The sequence below is a fragment of the Variovorax paradoxus genome (assembly GCF_022009635.1).
GTDB lineage: Bacteria > Pseudomonadota > Gammaproteobacteria > Burkholderiales > Burkholderiaceae_C > Variovorax.
In genome coordinates, this window is sequence record NZ_CP091716.1 from 3,302,108 (window position 1) to 3,319,684 (window position 17,577).

Here is a 17,577-nt window from a genome sequence, read left to right on the forward strand (position 1 = left end):
GTAGCGTCCTCGGGCTCATGACGCGGGAGCGCTGGATCGAGGTCGGGCGCATCGTGTTGACGGGAGCCGTCGCACTGCTCTATTGGCGGCAGCTTGTCCCGCTCTACGTCCTGTGGGCAGCGGTCGGCATCGGCCTTTACCCGCTAGTCAAGACCGGGCTGATTGATCTGTTCACCGAACGAAAAATCGGTACCGAAATCTTCGTCACGATTGCAACGCTCGTCGCGGTGTTCGGCGGCGAAACGGTTGCCGGCGCTGTGTTGATGGTCATCATCCTCATTGCCGAGTTCATCGCCGAGTTGAACACTGATCGCGCGCGGGCATCCATCAAGGAACTGATCGGCGCTGTGCCGCAGACGGCACTGGTCCGCGAGGATGGCACGGAGCGCACAGTGCCCATCACCGCGGTCAAGGCCGGGCAAGTCGTTCTCGTGCGTACCGGCGAGAAGATTCCGGTTGACGGCGTGGTGGTCGGCGGCAGCGCTGCAGTGAATCAGGCGCCGATCACTGGCGAAAGCGTGCCCCAGGACAAAACCGAGGGCACGCAAGTCTTCGCCGGAACAATCGTCGAATCCGGTGCGATCGACGTGCGCACGGATAGGGTCGGCGGCGACACGATCTTTTCCCGCATCATTGCCTTGGTCGAGAGCGCCGAGTCCGAAAGAGCACCAGTACAGAAGCTGGCGGACAAGGTGGCGAGCTGGCTGATCCCGGTCGTTCTGATCTTTCTGGTCGGCGTATTCCTCGTCACGCGCGATGTCTCGAAGGTGGTGACGCTGTTGATCTTCACATCGCCGGCAGAGCTTGGCTTGGCGACACCGCTCGTCATGATTGCCGCAATCGCCCGCGCCGCGCGGAGCGGCATTCTGATCAAGGGCGGCCTCTATCTGGAGCTGCTGGCGAAGGCCGACGCGGTGGTCTTTGATAAGACCGGCACGCTGACCGCGAATAAGCCGGAGGTCGTACAGGTTCAGTCCTTTGACCCGACCCTCAATGAGGACGATCTTCTGCGCCTTGCGGCTGCGGCAGACCGACGCTCTGCGCATCCGCTGGCCAAAGCTGTTTTCGAGGGTGCGACGCGCCGAAGCATTCAGGTACCGGAGCCACAGACTTTTGAACAGTTGCAGGCACGCGGCGTCAAGGCGACCGTCGACGGCAAGATCGTACTGGTGGGCAATCCGGCGCTGCTGCTTGAAGCCGGGGTGACGATCGACCAACCTGTCGCAGAGTCCGGCCGCACCCCGGTGCATGTGGCGGTAGACGGCAAGCTTGTCGGTGTCATCTTCATTGCGGACACGTTGAGGCAGGGAGCGCGTGCGGCGATTGCCTCGCTCAAGGAAAGCGGCGTCAAGCGTGTCGTCATGTTGACAGGAGACAACGCCGCAACGGCCAACGCGATCGCGGGCGAACTCGGAGTAGATGACGTTAAAGCCGACCTGATGCCGGAGGGCAAGGTCGTCGCGATCTCAGAACTTCAGAAGCAAGGGCTCAAGGTCGCCATGGTCGGCGATGGCGTCAACGACGCGCCCGCACTGGCGAGCGCAGATGTCGGCATCGCCATGGGCGGCGGCGGTGCCCAAGCAGCCCTTGAGGCCGCAGACATCGCGTTGATGACCGACGACCTGAGCAAGATCGTGGCTGCACGCAGCATTGCACGCCGCTCCTACCGCACCATCCAGGAGAACCTGTGGGTTGGTGTCGGTGTCGTGCATGTGCTGGGAATCACCGCCGCGTTGCTGGGATGGATCGGACCGATTCAGGCCGCCTTCATCCACCTCGGCCCTGACGTCCTGGTGTTCCTGAATTCCGTGAAGCTGTTGCGGGTGAAGATCGCTGGTACGTGACGATGACAATCCAGCAGCCTCCATCCCCGACAGCCACGGTGCACGCTACGCCAGCGAACGCTGTCGTGCGCACATTCGCATGGATGGCGCGACTGGTCCTGGTGTTGCTGCTGGTGGTCGATCAGGTAGGAGCACCGTTGCATGCGCATCACCATGACTTCGGTGTCGATGGTCTGGCCCTCGCCGACGTGCATGCGCACAACGCCGAGGTGCATGACGGGCACACCGTAGACGCTCGGCATATCGAGGATTGTTCGGGAATCGGCGGCGGCCATTCGGTCCTCGCACTTCGCGTTGAGGGCAGGACGTTCGTCGCTTCGTCCGAGAAGTCCGATGGCGACCAGCAGCATGCAGCCTTCGTTGCGCTGCTCATGGCAGTGGCAGCACCGTCGGTCGATATTCGCCGGCAGCCTGACGATTGGCCCCGCCAGGCGGCACCCCTGTACTCCACAGGCGTAGTCCGTCCACAGGTAAGAGCGCCCCCACTCCGCGCTTGACGTCAGTTCCCCATTGACCAGTCAAGGGCCTGCTCGCCGGTTGCGGCGGCGGGCTGGCATTTCCGCGGAGTATTTATGTCTTACCAATCTTCACTTTGGACGCGCACGCTCTGCGCTTCCGCAATCGCGTTCTCTCTCTCGTCGACGGCCTTGGCTGCCGACGAGTTCGCCGTTTCCACCGCGCAGATGCAGGCCCTGGGCGTACAGCTACAGCGCCTGGACAAGCCTGCATCCATTCCGGGCATGACCTATCCAGCCCGCGTCGTGCTGCCTCCCTCGCAGGAATACGTCGTCAGCGCGCCGCTGGCCGGCGTGGTCGATCAATTGCTGATCGGTCAGAACGAAGCCGTCAAGCCGGGGCAGGCCTTGCTCCGCTTGGCCAGCCCGGAATTGGGCGAGCAGCAGCTCAAGCTGATGGAAGCGGCCTCACGCAACCGCTTGGCGCAACGAACCCTGCAACGAGAGAAGCAACTGGCATCCGAAGGTATCGTGCCCGAGCGCCGGGCGCAGGACGCACAGAACGCCGCCGCCGAGGAGCAAGCCCGCGTGCGACAGGCTGAGGCCGCCTTGCGGCTGGCCGGATTGGATGCCGCATCCATACGCCGCGTTGCTGAAGGCAGCGCCATGCAGGATGCGCTAGTCATCCGGGCACGCGCCGGGGGCATCGTGACCGAGCTGAGCATCAAGCCCGGCCAGCGCGTAGCACCCTCCGATCCCTTGGTGCGGGTTGCCGACACCGGCAAGCTGTGGCTCGACATTCAATTGCCGGTGGAGCGTCAGTCGCAGGTGACGGCACGCGGCGGTCAAGTGGGCATCGTAGGTCGGGATGCGAGCGCCGTCACCGCAAGCCTGGGCAGCACGGTCAGCGACAACCAGACCATCGTGCTGCGCGCGCAGGTCACGCGCGGGGCGGCGTTGCTGCGGCCGGGCGAGTTCGTGCAGGCCCAAGTGGCCTTTGCCGGTGGCGGCGAAGGCTGGCCGGTGCCGGTCGCCGCCGTGGCGCGACAGGACGGCAAAGCCTATGTCTTTGTGCGCACCGACAAGGGCTTCGTGGCCACGCCGGTGGAGGTACTGGACAGCGCCGGCCAGGCCCTGCGCATAAAGGGCGCGCTGCGCCCCGGCCAGGAGATCGCCATCACGTCCGTGATCGGCCTGAAAGCAGCCTGGCTCGGCAAGGGCGGCGGCGAGAAGGGTGAATGACATGCTGACCCGTCTCGTTCAATTCGCGCTCGCGCAGCGCTTGTTCGTCCTGCTGGCCGGCGCCTTGTTGGCCGGTGCGGGCTGGTATGCCTTCCGCAACCTGCCGATCGATGCGTTTCCCGACGTAGCGAGCACGCAGGTCAAGATCATCATGAAGGCCCCGGGCATGACGCCCGAGGAGATCGAAACTCGCATCGCCGTACCGATCGAAGTCGAGATGCTGGGCATTCCCAACCAGCGCATCCTGCGCTCGATGTCCAAGTACGGCATCGTCGACATCACGGTCGATTTTGAGGACGCCACCGACATCTATTGGGCACGTCAGCAAGTGGCTGAACGGCTGTCCAACATCAGTGCCGATCTGCCTAGCGGCATCAGCGGTGGCATGGCGCCGATCACGACGCCGCTCGGCGAAATGTTCATGTTCACCGTCGAGTCCAAAGAGATGTCGCTGGAGGAGCGACGTAGCTTGCTCGACTGGGTGATCCGGCCCGCCCTGCGTTCGGTGCCGGGCGTGGCGGATGTCAATGCGCTGGGCGGCAAGGTGCGCACGTTCGAGATCGTTCCCGACCCAGTGAAGCTCGCCGCGGTGGGCCTGTCCACCACGCAGTTGCGGAAAGCCATCGAGGAAAACAACCGCAATGACGGCGCTGGCCGTCTGCGTGAAGGCGATGAAGTGCTGCTGGTGCGCAGCGAAGGCAGCATCAGGACCATGGAGGATCTGCGCGCCATCGTCGTCAAGGCCGAGGGCGGCGCGAGCGTGCGCGTTGCCGACGTTGCCCAGGTGCGCGAGGGCTATCTCACGCGCTACGGCGTGGTGACGCAAAGCGGTAAGGGCGAGGCCGTGGAAGGCCTGGTGCTCGGGTTGGCCGGCGCCAATGCACAGAAAGTTGTGCAAGGCGTGACGCAGAAGCTGGAAGAACTCAAGCCCACCTTGCCCAAGGGCGTCGAGATCAAGGTCTTCTACAACCGCGCCAATCTCGTGGAGACGGCCGTGGGCACCGTGTCTAAGGCGCTGCTGGAGGCGACCGTGCTGGTGCTGGTGCTGCTGGGGGCCTTCCTGGGCAACCTGCGGGCCGCGGTGACGGTGGCTGCGGTGCTGCCACTGTCAGCGCTGGCCACCTTCATCCTGATGCGCTGGTATGGCATGTCGGCCAACCTGATGAGCCTGGGTGGTCTGGCTATCGCGCTGGGCATGCTGGTGGACGGTGCGGTGGTGGTGGTCGAAAACATCGTCCAGCACCTGGCCCATGACGGCAAGGACAAGCTACCGCGCCAGCACGTGGTGTTCCGGGCGGTGCGCGAGGTGGCTGCCCCCGTGGCTGCCGGCATTCTGATCATCGCCGTCGTGTTCCTTCCCTTGATGACGCTGCAAGGTCTGGAAGGCAAGTTCTTCGTGCCCGTGGCGATGACGATCGTGTTCGCGCTCGCCAGTTCGCTCATCCTGTCGCTGACCGTCATTCCCGTGCTGTCGTCCTTCCTGTTCAAGAAGGTGCAGCACGACGATCCCTGGCTGCCGCGCCAGGCACTGCGGCTGTATTCGCCGATCCTGGACTTTGCCCTGCGCCGGCAGACGCTGGTCTTCATCGTGGCTGGCGTCATGCTGGCGCTCGCGGTGGGTGTCTACACCCTGGTGGGCAAGACCTTCATGCCGACCATGGACGAAGGCGACATCATCGTCGGCATCGAGAAGCTGCCCTCGGTGAGCCTGGAGCAGACGGCGGAACTCGACCTCAAGATTCATCAGGCGTTGATGAAGGGCGTGCCCGAGATCACCGGCGTCGTCGCGCGAGCCGGCGCCGACGAGATCGGCCTGGACCCCATGAGCCTGAACCAGACCGACACCTTCCTCGTGCTCAAGCCACGCAGCGAATGGCCCGCAGGCGGCAAGCCGGCGCTGGAAGACAAGATTCGCGGCGTGCTCGACCAGTTGCCGGGCGTGGTCTACAGCTTCACGCAGCCGATCGACATGCGCGTGTCCGAGATGATCATCGGCGTGCGCGGCGACGTGGCGATCAAGATCTTCGGGCCGGACTTGAAAACGCTCAATGACCTCGCCGCCCAGGTCGAAAAGCTGGTCAAGGAAGTGCCCGGCAACCAGGACGTCTACACCGTCGAGAACGATGGCGTGCAGTACCTGCGTGTGGTGGTCGATCGGCTGGCCGCAGGACGCTACGGTCTGTCGGTTGAGGAGGTGCAGGACGCCCTGCGTGTGCAGATCGAGGGTATGCGCGCCGGCACGGTGATCGACGGCAACCGGCGCATCCCGATCGTGGTACGCGGGCCGGACGGCGTGAAGGTGTCACCGGCAGAATTCGCGGCGCTCCACATCACCACGCCTGGCGGACAGAGCGTGGCGCTGGATCAGCTTGCCAGGCTGGAGCGCGAAAGCGGCCCAGTGAAGATCGACCGCGAGATGGGCAGCCGCTATGGCGTGGTGATCGCCAACGTCACCGGGCGCGATCTGGTGGGCTTCGTCGAAGAGGCCAAGGCCAAGATCGCGCAGTCGGTGCAGCTACCCACCGGCTACCGCATTGCCTGGGGTGGGCAGTTCGAGAACCAGCAGCGCGCGGCCGCGCGCTTGGCACTGGTGGTGCCGTTGTCGCTGGGCTTCATCTTCGTGATCCTGTTCTCCACCTTTGGCTCGGTGCGCCAAGCCCTGCTGGTGCTGAGCAATGTTCCCTTCGCGCTGGTGGGCGGCATCATGGGGCTGTGGTTGACGGGCGAGTACCTGTCCGTGCCGGCCTCGGTGGGTTTCATTGCCCTGCTGGGCATCGCCGTGCTCAACGGCGTGGTGCTGGTGAGTTACTTCAATCAGTTGCATGCCGAAGGCCTGCCGCTCGTCGAGTGCGTCACCCAGGGCGCGAGAAGGCGCTTGCGGCCGGTGCTGATGACCGCATCGATCACCGCTTTCGGGTTGATACCACTGTTGTTCGCCACCGGCCCAGGCTCGGAAATCCAGCGCCCGTTGGCCATCGTTGTCATCGGCGGACTGATCACGGCCACCGCCCTGACGCTGATCCTACTGCCCATCCTTTACCTGAGATTCGCACACGCCAAGCCGTCGGCGGCCCCGGAGGTGAGTCATGCCTAAGTCCTGCTTGACCTTGATTCTTGATCCGCAGATTGAGGAGAAGCTGCTCGACCTGCTGCTCGAAGTCGCAGGTGATGAACTCTTCGTCAGCACGCCGGCGTTCAGCCACGGCACAACCCACGGGCGGCTGTCGGAAGAGGAAAAAGTGATGGGGCGCAGCCACGCGGTCCGGGTGCAGATCCTGGTCACCGAGGAACGGCAGGAGCAACTCCTGCAACTGCTGCGAGAACGTTTTGCCGGCACCGGATTGCGTTACTGGGCAACACCGTTGTCGATCGATGGAGAGATTGCATGAAGTCTTGGATCATGATGACCTTGGGGTGGGCGCTGGTGCTGCCGCTGCAGGTGGTTGCGCAGCCCGCCACTCCGTCCGACCTACCTCCTGCCGAACTTGCACGTGCGGCCATCGAGCAGGAGCCTTCCGTGGTGAAAGCCCGGTATGCGCTGGAAGCAGCAGGCCATGCGGGGCGCAGGATCGCTGCATCACCCTACGAGTGGTCTGTAGGAGTCGACGGCCAGAGACGCCGCTACGACACAGGTGGCAATTCCAACGAATGGACCGCCAGGATCGAGCGGCCGATCCGAATTGGCGGCAAAGCCGAACTCGACCAAGGCCTGGGCGACGCTACCGAGCGGATAGCTCGTGTCGAGTTGGCGCAAGCGCGGCATGAAGCGGCGCGTGCATTGGCTGACTTGTGGATCGACTGGCTGGCAACTATCCAAGCGCGAGAACTGGCCAAAGAGCAACTCGGCTTCGCCGAATCGAGCGCGTCAGCAGTCGCCGGGCGCCGCAAGGCCGGCGATGCGTCGCTTCTGGATCTCAACGCTGCGCAAGCGGACGCAGCCGAAGCGCGCCGACAGTTCGATGCCGTGCAGGCACAGGAGGCCAAGGCGATCCTTCGCCTGCGCGCACGTTTTCCGTCCCTGGTGATGGAGCCGCGGTCCTTAAGCGAGCCCGTGGAACTAGACATGGAGGAGGTGCAGTGGCGCGAACGGGTCCTGGCCGAGAGCGAAACGCTGCGGATCATGCAGGAATCGCTGAAGCGGGCCGAACTGACGGCCGATCGGGCACGGGCCGATCGGATTCCTGATCCCACGGTTGGCATTTACACGGCCTCGGAGGCTCGTCGCAGTGAACGCATCGTCGGTGTCAGCGTGAGCATCCCGCTCGGAGGGACCTATCGCAGGGAGACCATGCAAGAGGCGCTCAAGCAGGTAGACGTGACGCGGGCTGAACTGGAGCGCCAGCGCAAGGAAGTCGACCTGGCGATTGCGGAAACCATCAACGATGCCCGCACTGCACTGCGGCGATGGAGGTTGGCCGAGCAGTCCGCACAGATGGCCCGCGAGAACGCCAGGCTCGGCCAGCGTGGCTATGCCCTCGGCGAGGGGGATCTGCAATCGCTGCTGCTGCTACGTCGGCAATCCGTTGATGCTGTCGGCGCATCGCTTTCATCCCGCATCGAAGCGTTGAAGGCGCGCAATCGACTGCTGGTCGATGCCCATTTGATTTGGGGGTTAGCCGATGAGTAAGGCTGCGCCGCTGCGCCGCGTGCCATCTTGAACGATCAAGCTGCTTTAAGTGGCTTGAAGTGGACCTGCCGGGAATTCAATCCCGGCCCTGAAACCGGAAGCGTGAAATGCAAGGTGGAACCGTAAGACCGTTCAGGAGCGCATTCATGTTGGTCCTTCGTGCTGCAAGCAGCGGCCTCATGACGGAGAGAACATGGACCTGCGTCACATCCGGGCCTTCATTGCAGTGGCCGAGGAGTTGCACTTCGGCCGCGCGGCGAAGCGCCTGCATATCGAGCAATCACCCCTATCCCGCACGATCCGCAAGCTGGAGGCCGACTTGGGAGTGACCCTGCTCCAGCGCACGCCGCGCGGTGCCAGCCTAACCTGGGCCGGGCGCGCCTTTCTGCAGGATGCCCGCCGCGTCATACTGGCCGTCGAGCACGCCGAAGCCAGAGCACGCGCGGCGGCCGAGGGGTATCAGGACACGCTGCGCATTGCGCTGGCGGGCGACATCGGACGGGTTCGACTGTCGACGTTGCTCGCACTGTGCCGACAGGAAGCTCCGCAAGTGAACATCCGGCTGTCAGAGGTGCCACTCGCTCAATTGGTGCATGGACTGAGCACGGACCTGTTCGATGCCGGCCTTGCGATGATCGATGACGTGGACGCTGGGATTGTTGCGGCACCGTTGTGGGAAGACCCGTTGGTGGTCGCTCTTCCTGCGCGACATCCGCTACTGGTCTTCAAGGAGGTGCCCCTGGAAGAAGTGGTGAGCTATCCGCTGGTGCTGTGCGATCCACAGGTTTGCGAAGGCTGCAGCCGACAGCGCGAACGGCTGTTCCGATCAGTCGAGGCTCGGCCGATAGTGGCTGAATATGTCACTACTCATGGCCTGATGTTGGCGCTGGTGGCCGCGGGCTACGGAATCGGCTTTTCGAGCGCTGCACACGTTGCTGATTGCCAGCATGCCGACGTGGTGGCTCGACCGCTGGCCGATCGGGTGGCATCTCTGACCACCTATCTGCTGCGGCTAGAAGGAGAGATGAGGGACGCACTGAGGCAATTCATCGACCGTGCTCAGCGTGCGGCGCCACCGTCAGGCGCCTGATAGACGGTCGGTTTAATGACCGCCTATCGGAGGGCGTGATTCTTTTTCGGTCTTACGTCTGACCCAAATTGCATCGCGGCAAGCGGCTGCGCACCTGCTCTTTGTGAACAGCCAAATATGCCAATCTGTTGCTGATGCGTGACTCACCATTCGCTGCCAGAAAAATCAGTGAGGTGACACGGAAGGCATGTGCACCTGCCGGCTGCAAATCGGCTCGGAGCAGTGACACATTGGCTCTTTACCCCTCGATGACTTCGGGCAAAAACTTTGTCGAAGGTTTCCGGGTAGAGCGCAGGCCACTCGTGCTCTGTTGATGCATGGAGGCGCACGACCTTTCAGGCTGTTTCTCCAGGTAACGGAGTATTTCCACGGGGCATTATGGCGGAGGACTACGGCGCGTCGCAAGGTGTGATCGACCAATTTTGATCGGCTGTATCACCGACGGGCAACATCCTCTCCAACGATGAAGGCCCCGCGCTTCATCCGGATTTCTTGGGCGATCGCCGCACCCATGGGGGCGCGCGTCTGCCGGAGTTCAATCCGACGATGGGAAGCGCGCGATATGCCGAAATCGAGCTGCCTTGCATTTGGCACCAAGACGTATTACCGACCGATCGAGGTGGCGATCCGTTGGGCGGGCCTCTTGCGTTTTGAGTTGCGGATCCTGGAAGCGCTAGGCTCGCGCGCTATTCCCGATATGAGCGACTTCCCGCGCTGGCCGATGCTGCGGCTGTTCGCGGAGCGCATCTTCGATGCGCTGGCGCACGATGAACTGCCCTTCGGCAAGGCTGGCATCGCACATGAATCGCAGCGACTGGCACTCGATGACCCTGACTTGATCGTGCGTCACGTCGATCTGAGGGCATGGATGTCGTACTACTACCCCGGCGAGCGGCCGCAGTTCCTGTTCGACGAGATCGAGCGCGAGCTGCATCCGGCGGTGAACCTGGCAACGCTGAACGTGCTGCTGGCCGATCGCGAAGCGTCCAAAGTGCAGCTCGCAGAACTCGTACAACTGCATGCGGCATTGCGGGCTCAGTATGAAGCGTTGGCGAAGGAGCACGCCGTCCGCATAGCCGAGAGCGGCGGCGAACGTGAGCTTGGACTGCGCAGCGAATCAACATATCTGAACATCATCGGCGGTCTGCTGACTTTGCTGTTAGGCAAGTCACCCGCGGGCAAGTCCTATTCATCCTTCCAGAACATGGACGCCGTGGTCAGTGCGTTGTTGGCCCACCATGAAGGACGGCCCGGCATCAGCGAGCGCACGCTGTGGAGCAAGCTCGCCCAGGCTCGCCGCCACTTGGAGGCATCGCGCTAACCCCACAGCGCACTTACTGCAATTGCAGTGGCGAGTTCTGCTGTTGCAGTGAATTCCGCGGCTGCGGCGTATGGAATGCAAGGCATTTTCTGAACAGCGCCATCGAGCGTCTAGGAGTGCCTACCATGTCTTCGCAGACCACCGCGCCGGCCTTGGCGCCTGAACACCGCATCATGCGCCGCGCCGAAGTCGAGGCCAAGACCGGATTCAAGCGCGCCCACATCTACAGCCTGATGAAGGAAGGCAAATTCCCCAAGGCCATGCGCCTGGGTGTGCGCGCGGTCGGCTGGGATTCTGTGGAAATCGAACAGTGGATCGCTGACCGCCGCAACGATCGCGCCTGACGCGGCTTCTCCCCTCATGCCATTGAACAAGGAGAAGCCCATGCAGGTGGTTTCGATCATTTCGACCAAGGGTGGCGTGGGCAAGACCACGACGGCCGCCAATCTAGGCGGCTTCGCCGCCGACGCCGGGCTGCGCGTGCTGCTGCTAGACCTAGACGTGCAGCCCACACTGTCGAGCTACTTCACACTGGCCGTTCGTGCACCCGCCGGCATCTACGAGATGCTGACGGTCAACGAGCACCGCGCCGAGCAACTGGTGTCCCATACCGCCATTGCGCGCCTGCATCTGGTGCTCTCCAATGACGACCGCGGCGAGCTGAACACGCTGCTGCTGCATGCGCCCGATGGCCGCTTGCGATTGCGCCATCTGCTGCCTGCGCTGGCGCCGAGCTACGACCTGGTGCTGATCGACACGCAGGGCGCGCGCAGTGTGCTCCTGGAGATGGCAGTGCTGGCCTCGGATATGGCGCTGTCGCCGGTCACGCCGGAAATCCTCGCAGCGCGCGAACTGCGCCGCGGCACCTTGCAGCTCATCGAGGACATCGCGCCGTACCGGCACCTCGGTATCGAGCCACCGCCATTGAATCTGCTCATCAACCGCGTGCATCCGGTGTCGTCGAACGCGCGGCTGATTCAACAGGCGCTGCGGCAGGTGTTCCAGGGCCAGGCCGGCGTGCGCGTCCTCGACACCGACGTGCCGGCGATTGAAGCCTATCCACGCGCCGCGACCAGAGGCTTGCCGGTGCATCGAGTGGAGTACCGACAGCCCACGGGCCGTAACGCCCCTGCGGCGCTGGCCACTATGCGCGCGCTGGCCGGCGAACTGTTCCCGCAGTGGCAGGACCGCTTCGCCCAAGTCAGCGGTCGCGCCGACGCGGCAGGCACAGCAGGGAGCGCGGGCGATGGCGAACGCGCATGAACTGGCGAGAGGCCGCAAACGCCTGCGCGCCCTCATCGAGTTCGCGCTAGGTGAAGGCTGGCACGTGGTGCGCACGCCCGGCGGACACCTCAAGTTCACGAAGTCGGGCTGCGCTTCGATCTACACCAGGTCAACCGCGAGCGATCACCGAGCCGGCCTCAACGCGCGCGCGCAGCTTCGACGCGCCGACCGGCAAGCTCGGGACGGCATTGCCGACGAGCCGATGCCTGGGGAGGACGGCCGTGGCTGACCTGACCCAGCAAGACATGGCCGCCAAACTGCTGGCCTCCGGCTTCGAGCGCACCAGCCCAACGGCTGCGGCCCTGACCGATCCCATCGCCGACACGCCGATGGTCGTGACGCTGGACCAGTTGCGCCCGTATGACCACGACCCGCGCGTGACGCGCAACCCAGCCTACGAGGACATCAAAGCTTCGATCCGCGAGCGCGGATTGGACGCACCGCCCGCGATCACACGCCGGCCCGGTGAGCCGCACTACATCATCCGCAACGGCGGTAATACCCGCCTGGCGATCCTGCGTGAGCTGTGGAGCGAAACCAAGGACGAACGCTTCTTCCGCATCCCCTGCCTGTTCCGCCCGTGGCCGCAGCGCGGCGAGGTGGTGATGCTCACCGGCCACCTGGCCGAGAACGAGCTGCGCGGCGGGCTGAGCTTCATCGAGCGGGCCTTGGGCGTGGAGAAGGCGCGCGAGTTCTACGAGCAGGAGAACGGCCAGGCGCTGTCGCAGAGCGAGCTGGCGCGACGCCTCACGGCCGATGGGTTTCCGCTGCCGCAGTCGCACATCAGCCGCATGCAGGACGCCGTGCACTACCTGCTGCCGGCGATCCCGAACCTGCTGTACGGCGGGCTCGGCCGCCACCAGGTCGAACGGCTCGCGGTGCTGCGCAAGGCCTGCGAGCGCACCTGGGAGCGGCGTGCGCTGAGCCGCAACCTGTCGGTGGACTTCGCCACGCTGTTCCAGGACGTGCTCGCGCAGTTCGACACGCAGCCCGACAACTTCTCGCCGCAGCGGGTGCAGGACGAGCTGGTCGGCCAGATGGCCGAGCTGCTGGAAGCGGACTACGACACGCTGGCTCTGGAGATCGACGACACGGAGAGCCGACAGCGTGCGCTGACCAGCGACCCGGCACCGCCAGCGGCGAGACCTGCACCATCAGCCGCATCGGCCGCACCTGCGCCCGAGCCGCAGCGGTCTTCGTCGCCGCCATCGTCGCCGGCTACCCCTTCGGTGCAGGCGTCGGAGTCCGGTTCGTCCGCGCCGACGGGCGCAGGCGCGACTGCATCGAGGGTTGACGCCGAAGGCGATCAGCGGGACGGCTGCCAGCGCGGTGAACGCCTACAGGGCCACATCGTGTCGCCGGCGCCGACCACCGAGCGCCTGCAATCCATCCAGCGCATGGTCGCCGACCAGATGGGCGACAAGCTGCCCGACTTCGAGGCCGACGCGCTGCGCGCCATTCCCGTGCAGGCGGGCGGGCTCTACCCCATCTCGGATGTCTGGTACATCGAGCCCGGCCTGGACGTACCGGATCGGCTGCGCGTACACATCGCGCAGTTCGCGCGCGAGGTCGCCGAGGAAGCCGGCGTGGCCGATCAGGTCGAGCCTAGCGACGGCGGCATCGGCTTCGCCTGCGTCGCGCCGCCGGCCGCGCGCGCCATGCCGCCATTCGCTCGCGCGGTGCTGACGCTGCTGCAGGCGCTGTGCGCCGCGCGTGCCGCAGCCGGGCTCGATCGCGCCCGGCTAGCCGATGACCTGGCGCCCTTGCTGTATGGCGGCGGTGCCTACCCGCGCCTGAGCGATGCCGGGCTGGTCAAACTGTTCCGGCTGCTGCGCCTGGCGCGTCGGCTTCTGGATCTGGAGACCGGCGCGGCCTCCAGCGACCCCGGCCGCGGCGCCTGAGCGGAGACCACGCATGTCCGCACCGCACCCGCTCAACCAGGCCGTGATCGCGCAGGCGCTGCACGACCTGCGCAACGGGCAACTGCGACGCTGCAAGGCCATGGGCTTCGGCGAGGAAGAACTGGATGCGCTCAAGCATCCCGAACTCGTGAGCATGCTGGTCAATGCCACCGTCTCGTGGTGCTCGGTGTCGGTCAACCGCGAGGTGCTCAAGCGATTGCTGAGCCAGGTGCACGACGTGGAGCGCGAGATCGCCACGGTCGACCGCATGCTGCGCCTGGGTGCCAGCACGGAGATGGTCAGCCGCTTCTACGGCCTGACGCACCAGGAGGTCGCCCTTCGCCGCGACATCCTCGGCCTGCCCAAGCGCAAGGGACGGCATCCGGTGCTGGACGAGGCGCAGGACACGGCCCTATGGAAGCGATGGAAGGCCGGCGTCACGGAGCGCAGCATCGCGCTGGACGACGAGATGGCGATGCTGGCGCTGACCATGGACCTGGCCGAGACCTTGACCTTGCCGATGTCGGTGATCTGGTCGGCGATACGCAACTGGATCGACCAGGGGCTGGTGTAGGCCATGGCGACCGGCGGCGCACCCCGGCGCGATGGCCCCGTGGCGCTGTCGGCGCTGTTCGACGAAGCGCTGCGGGAGCTGGTGCCACCGGCACCACCACCCCCACGCGGCACTGCCCCTACGTCGCCGGCCGCGCCGATCAGTGATGGCTTCCTCTACAGCGGCAACCGGCACGAGAGCGTGCCGCGCGCGCTGTTCCTCGACCGGCGCCTGACGCCGCTGGAGCGCAATGCCTGGCAGGTGTTCCGCCTGCAGCTTCAAAGCGATGGCGTGACGGCGTTCCCCACCTACGACCAGCTCCGGCCCTACCTTGCCTCGATGCCCTGCGCGGCGCAGGCCTCGCATGAGACCGTGGCGCGCGCCTTGACGCTGCTGCGGTTGACACGCTGGCTGAGCCTGGTGCGACGGCGCCGCGACCCGAAGACCGGGCGCATCCTCGGCAACCTCTACGTGCTGCACGACGAACCGCTGACGCCCTTCGAGGCGATGCAGCTCGACCCCGACTACCTGGGCCTGGTCAGCCAGGCGCTGACCCATGCCGCGAAGGCAGTGCAGATCGTCGGCATGAACACCCTGCGCGAGATCGCCGAAGACCCGATGCTCAATGGCCGCACGCTGCCCACACGCCTACAGGTGCTGACACAGCGCATGGCCCGCAACGAATGGGCCGATACGAGTTATCCACAAGAGCCTGTGGATCACGAATCCGAAGAAGGCCAGGCCGTCCTACTTCGGAATCTAAATGGCCCCTCTTCGGAATCCGAAGCAGGGCTGAAACCCGCGCTAGACGGCTCACTTCGGAATCCGAAGGAGGACCGTACTGTACGTATGGATCGTATAAATCAAGTAGGTACAGTACCGCGCGCGAAGGCGCTGCAGCACGTGCGCCTACCCGAGCGCCTGCTGCGCTTGAAGGACGAGCAGCAGAGCGGCGCGCTGGTGGCCTTGCAGCAGGTGGACGAGTTACTGCGGCAGGCGGTGCTGGACGAATGGGATGCCCGCTGCCGCAACAGCGCAGTGCGCAACCCGGCTGGCTACCTGTTCGGCATCATCCAGAAGGCAATCCGCGGCGAGTTCAAGGCCTGGGCCGGCGAAGGCGGCTCGCCAGGGTCGCCGCCTTTGCCGTCGTCGCCGCCGCCACGTCCAGCCGCACCCGCACCCTCTGCACCTCCACAGCCTGCTCCAAACGGCCCTGGCCGCGAGGCGGCGCGAGCCTACCTGGCGAAGCTGCGTTCGGCGCTCGGCGATTCCTGAGCAGCTATCCCCAGGGGATGGCTGGGACATCAAGCCTTCCGGCGGACGGCCGCTGGTTTGTCGCGCATCACGTCGTCGCGACCAGGTGCAGACCTATCCCCAGGGGATAGATGGAACACGCGGCCTTCCCAAGACGACAACCGGGGACGCACCGGCTGCGGTTTGTTGACTGACGCCCTTCCGGGCGATGCAGATGCTGGCGGCTCGTTCCCTTACAGCGAGTCGTCACCATGGCCAACGAATCCCAGCAGCCCCTGCAGTTGAATCTCGGATCGCTGCGCAGCGCGATGTCGCTGACGCTGCACACCCACCACGCTTCACGCATCTGGCATGGGCGAGCGCCCGCCGAGGGGCGCCCCGGGATCATCGGCCTCAACGGCTACATCAGCGTGATGAACAAGATGAAGCGCGGCGCCGAGCAGGACGATCCCTACTCGGATTTATGGATGCTGCGCGTCGAGGACAAGCTGACGCAGACCAAGGCGAGCTTGCAGGCGTTGCGCGAGCAGGTGGATCAGGCGCTGGCCGACGTGCCGCCCGCGCTGTCGCTCGGTGAAAACATGAACGTGCAGCCGGTGAAGCTGCCGCTGTTCGTCAATGCGCAGCTCGGCTTCATGGCGGTGTACCTGCTGGCCGACTACGACGACCTGGCGCGCAAGCTGATCCTCGCCCACCACACCGCGCTGATCGACCGCAGCACGTTGGAACGCTGGCTCAACGACGGCGCGCATGCGCTGCGCAGCCTGTTCTCGCTGGCACAGCAGTACCGCTACTCCGGCGCGACGCGCGACGACTTCGCCTCGAAGAACGCGGTGGCGCGGGCGGCGTTAGAGAAGTTCGGCGAGCTGCCGCAGGACGTGCTCGAAGGCACACGCCGTTCGCGCTTTGCGCCACCGATCGCGCGGCGGGCGGGCAAGCCTGGTGCAGCCGCTGATGCCGCCCCCGTGGCTGGCGCAGTCGACGTGACGGACAACGACCAGGACGGTGAAGGCACGAAGGCATGACCGCATCGTCTTCCACCGGCCAACCGGCGCGCTTCCTGCCGCTGGAGCAGGCAGACTTCCAGCGCCTGGAACACGCGGGCTACCTAAAAGGCCTTTTACAGCCTTTTAAAGGTAAGGGAAGTCTGGAGGCCTGGGCCAACCAGTGCACGGCGCTGCGCGACGGCTTGATCGGCCTGGCGCATCGGCGCGTGCTGCAACAGGCGCGGGCCTATCCCTTCTCGCTGCTCGACGTGCAACTGGCCCAGCAGACCACTGGCGCAGGCACGACCTTCCTGCGCTGGCGCAACCACGACCGTTCCTCGATGGGCGTGGCGCTGTGGGAATCGCTGCTCGACCGCCCGGCGACGCCGGCCTCGCTGATCGACGACCTGTACGCGATGGAGCTGCAGCGCATCGCGCTGAATATGCAGATCAGCCTCCTTCACACGCTGGGCCGTCAGGCCCAGGAGTGCGCCAGCAAGGCCGCGCAGGCCGAAGCGGCTTACCTGCGGCGTGTCCACGGGCATGCCGCGTCCGTTCCATCCACCAACCCCAAGGAGTCACCATGAGCACGCACTTCGTCGGCGAGGGCAACATCGGTTCTGCGCCGGACTACCGCGAATTCCCCAACGGCAACGACGAGCCGCGCCGGCTGCTGCGCCTGAACGTCTATTTCGACAACCCGATCCCGAAGAAGGACGGCGAGTACGAGGACCGCGGCGGCTTCTGGGCGCCGGTGGAACTGTGGCACCGCGACGCCGACCACTGGAAAGACCTGTACCAGAAAGGCATGCGCGTGCTGGTGGAAGGCCGCACGGTGAAGGACGAGTGGGAAGACGCTGACGACAACGAGCGCACGACGTTCAAGATCGAGGCCCGGCGCGTGGGCATCCTGCCGTACCGCATCGAGGCCGTGACGCTCAGCGCCAAGCCGGCCGGCGGGCAGTAGCTCGCCCATTGCCCGGCACCGCGCCGCCCGAGGGCGGCTGTAGCAACCGTCAC

Annotated in this window: 17 protein-coding genes; all 17 read left to right on the forward strand. The window is 65.1% G+C overall.

Annotated features, from left to right (window positions below; genetic code table 11):
* The first annotated feature begins 17 nt into the window (after positions 1–17).
* The 17 genes from L3V85_RS15300 to L3V85_RS15380 all read left to right on the forward strand — a co-directional run bounded on the left by L3V85_RS15300 (position 18) and on the right by L3V85_RS15380 (position 17,524).
* Positions 18–1,844 (forward strand): heavy metal translocating P-type ATPase, encoded by a 1,827-nt coding sequence (locus tag L3V85_RS15300; RefSeq protein WP_201020794.1) that lies wholly within the window; start codon positions 18–20, stop codon positions 1,842–1,844.
* Positions 1,845–1,846: 2 nt separating this feature from the next.
* On the forward strand, positions 1,847–2,341 hold the full coding sequence (locus L3V85_RS15305) for a hypothetical protein (RefSeq protein ID WP_058142325.1): 495 nt from the start codon (positions 1,847–1,849) through the stop codon (positions 2,339–2,341).
* A 75-nt stretch (positions 2,342–2,416) separates the two neighbouring features.
* The gene (locus tag L3V85_RS15310) at positions 2,417–3,541 is read left to right on the forward strand and encodes an efflux RND transporter periplasmic adaptor subunit (RefSeq protein WP_077190953.1); all 1,125 of its coding nucleotides are present in this window, start codon (positions 2,417–2,419) and stop codon (positions 3,539–3,541) included.
* 1 nt (position 3,542) lies between these two features.
* The gene (locus L3V85_RS15315; protein WP_058142323.1) at positions 3,543–6,635 is read left to right on the forward strand and encodes an efflux RND transporter permease subunit; all 3,093 of its coding nucleotides are present in this window, start codon (positions 3,543–3,545) and stop codon (positions 6,633–6,635) included.
* The gene (locus tag L3V85_RS15320) at positions 6,628–6,930 is read left to right on the forward strand and encodes a DUF3240 family protein (protein WP_058142322.1); all 303 of its coding nucleotides are present in this window, start codon (positions 6,628–6,630) and stop codon (positions 6,928–6,930) included. The genes L3V85_RS15315 and L3V85_RS15320 overlap by 8 nt, the downstream gene beginning before the upstream one ends.
* Positions 6,927–8,168 carry a TolC family protein gene (locus L3V85_RS15325; RefSeq protein ID WP_058142321.1) on the forward strand — a complete coding sequence of 414 codons (1,242 nt, stop codon included), beginning with the start codon at positions 6,927–6,929 and terminating at the stop codon, positions 8,166–8,168. The genes L3V85_RS15320 and L3V85_RS15325 overlap by 4 nt, the downstream gene beginning before the upstream one ends.
* A gap of 193 nt (positions 8,169–8,361) precedes the next feature.
* A complete protein-coding gene (locus tag L3V85_RS15330) occupies positions 8,362–9,258 on the forward strand; it encodes a LysR family transcriptional regulator (RefSeq protein ID WP_058142320.1) in 897 nt (298 codons plus the stop codon).
* Between the two features lie 562 nt (positions 9,259–9,820).
* Entirely contained in the window at positions 9,821–10,579 is a 759-nt protein-coding gene (locus L3V85_RS15335; RefSeq protein WP_058142319.1) for a hypothetical protein, read from the forward strand.
* A gap of 125 nt (positions 10,580–10,704) precedes the next feature.
* Positions 10,705–10,923: an AlpA family transcriptional regulator gene (locus tag L3V85_RS15340; RefSeq protein WP_058142318.1), complete on the forward strand. Its 219-nt coding sequence runs from the start codon at positions 10,705–10,707 to the stop codon at positions 10,921–10,923.
* Between the two features lie 40 nt (positions 10,924–10,963).
* The gene (locus L3V85_RS15345; protein ID WP_058142317.1) at positions 10,964–11,842 is read left to right on the forward strand and encodes a ParA family protein; all 879 of its coding nucleotides are present in this window, start codon (positions 10,964–10,966) and stop codon (positions 11,840–11,842) included.
* Positions 11,826–12,092, forward strand: coding sequence for a hypothetical protein (locus L3V85_RS15350; RefSeq protein WP_058142316.1), 267 nt, complete (start codon positions 11,826–11,828; stop codon positions 12,090–12,092). The genes L3V85_RS15345 and L3V85_RS15350 overlap by 17 nt, the downstream gene beginning before the upstream one ends.
* Positions 12,085–13,764 carry a ParB family protein gene (locus L3V85_RS15355; protein WP_169340773.1) on the forward strand — a complete coding sequence of 560 codons (1,680 nt, stop codon included), beginning with the start codon at positions 12,085–12,087 and terminating at the stop codon, positions 13,762–13,764. The genes L3V85_RS15350 and L3V85_RS15355 overlap by 8 nt, the downstream gene beginning before the upstream one ends.
* 13 nt (positions 13,765–13,777) lie before the next feature.
* Positions 13,778–14,338 (forward strand): DUF2857 domain-containing protein, encoded by a 561-nt coding sequence (locus L3V85_RS15360; protein WP_058142315.1) that lies wholly within the window; start codon positions 13,778–13,780, stop codon positions 14,336–14,338.
* A 3-nt stretch (positions 14,339–14,341) separates the two neighbouring features.
* On the forward strand, positions 14,342–15,592 hold the full coding sequence (locus L3V85_RS15365) for an STY4528 family pathogenicity island replication protein (RefSeq protein ID WP_058142314.1): 1,251 nt from the start codon (positions 14,342–14,344) through the stop codon (positions 15,590–15,592).
* 230 nt (positions 15,593–15,822) lie between these two features.
* Positions 15,823–16,596 (forward strand): PFL_4669 family integrating conjugative element protein, encoded by a 774-nt coding sequence (locus tag L3V85_RS15370; protein WP_058142313.1) that lies wholly within the window; start codon positions 15,823–15,825, stop codon positions 16,594–16,596.
* Positions 16,593–17,144: a DUF3158 family protein gene (locus tag L3V85_RS15375; protein WP_058142312.1), complete on the forward strand. Its 552-nt coding sequence runs from the start codon at positions 16,593–16,595 to the stop codon at positions 17,142–17,144. The genes L3V85_RS15370 and L3V85_RS15375 overlap by 4 nt, the downstream gene beginning before the upstream one ends.
* Complete coding sequence (locus L3V85_RS15380) at positions 17,141–17,524, forward strand: single-stranded DNA-binding protein (RefSeq protein ID WP_058142311.1); 384 nt, start codon at positions 17,141–17,143, stop codon at positions 17,522–17,524. Before L3V85_RS15375 ends, L3V85_RS15380 begins: the two co-directional genes overlap by 4 nt.
* Positions 17,525–17,577: the final 53 nt, after the last annotated feature.

Excerpts from the sequence above, each read along its gene's own strand:
- L3V85_RS15300 (WP_201020794.1), top strand. The coding sequence starts at position 18 with ATGACGCGGGAGCGCTGGATCGAGGTCGGGCGCATCGTGTTGACGGGA.
- L3V85_RS15305 (WP_058142325.1), top strand. The coding sequence starts at position 1,847 with ATGACAATCCAGCAGCCTCCATCCCCGACAGCCACGGTGCACGCTACG.
- L3V85_RS15310 (WP_077190953.1), top strand. The coding sequence starts at position 2,417 with ATGTCTTACCAATCTTCACTTTGGACGCGCACGCTCTGCGCTTCCGCA.
- L3V85_RS15315 (WP_058142323.1), top strand. The coding sequence starts at position 3,543 with ATGCTGACCCGTCTCGTTCAATTCGCGCTCGCGCAGCGCTTGTTCGTC.
- L3V85_RS15320 (WP_058142322.1), top strand. The coding sequence starts at position 6,628 with ATGCCTAAGTCCTGCTTGACCTTGATTCTTGATCCGCAGATTGAGGAG.
- L3V85_RS15325 (WP_058142321.1), top strand. The coding sequence starts at position 6,927 with ATGAAGTCTTGGATCATGATGACCTTGGGGTGGGCGCTGGTGCTGCCG.
- L3V85_RS15330 (WP_058142320.1), top strand. The coding sequence starts at position 8,362 with ATGGACCTGCGTCACATCCGGGCCTTCATTGCAGTGGCCGAGGAGTTG.
- L3V85_RS15335 (WP_058142319.1), top strand. The coding sequence starts at position 9,821 with ATGCCGAAATCGAGCTGCCTTGCATTTGGCACCAAGACGTATTACCGA.
- L3V85_RS15340 (WP_058142318.1), top strand. The coding sequence starts at position 10,705 with ATGTCTTCGCAGACCACCGCGCCGGCCTTGGCGCCTGAACACCGCATC.
- L3V85_RS15345 (WP_058142317.1), top strand. The coding sequence starts at position 10,964 with ATGCAGGTGGTTTCGATCATTTCGACCAAGGGTGGCGTGGGCAAGACC.
- L3V85_RS15350 (WP_058142316.1), top strand. The coding sequence starts at position 11,826 with ATGGCGAACGCGCATGAACTGGCGAGAGGCCGCAAACGCCTGCGCGCC.
- L3V85_RS15360 (WP_058142315.1), top strand. The coding sequence starts at position 13,778 with ATGTCCGCACCGCACCCGCTCAACCAGGCCGTGATCGCGCAGGCGCTG.
- L3V85_RS15365 (WP_058142314.1), top strand. The coding sequence starts at position 14,342 with ATGGCGACCGGCGGCGCACCCCGGCGCGATGGCCCCGTGGCGCTGTCG.
- L3V85_RS15370 (WP_058142313.1), top strand. The coding sequence starts at position 15,823 with ATGGCCAACGAATCCCAGCAGCCCCTGCAGTTGAATCTCGGATCGCTG.
- L3V85_RS15375 (WP_058142312.1), top strand. The coding sequence starts at position 16,593 with ATGACCGCATCGTCTTCCACCGGCCAACCGGCGCGCTTCCTGCCGCTG.
- L3V85_RS15380 (WP_058142311.1), top strand. The coding sequence starts at position 17,141 with ATGAGCACGCACTTCGTCGGCGAGGGCAACATCGGTTCTGCGCCGGAC.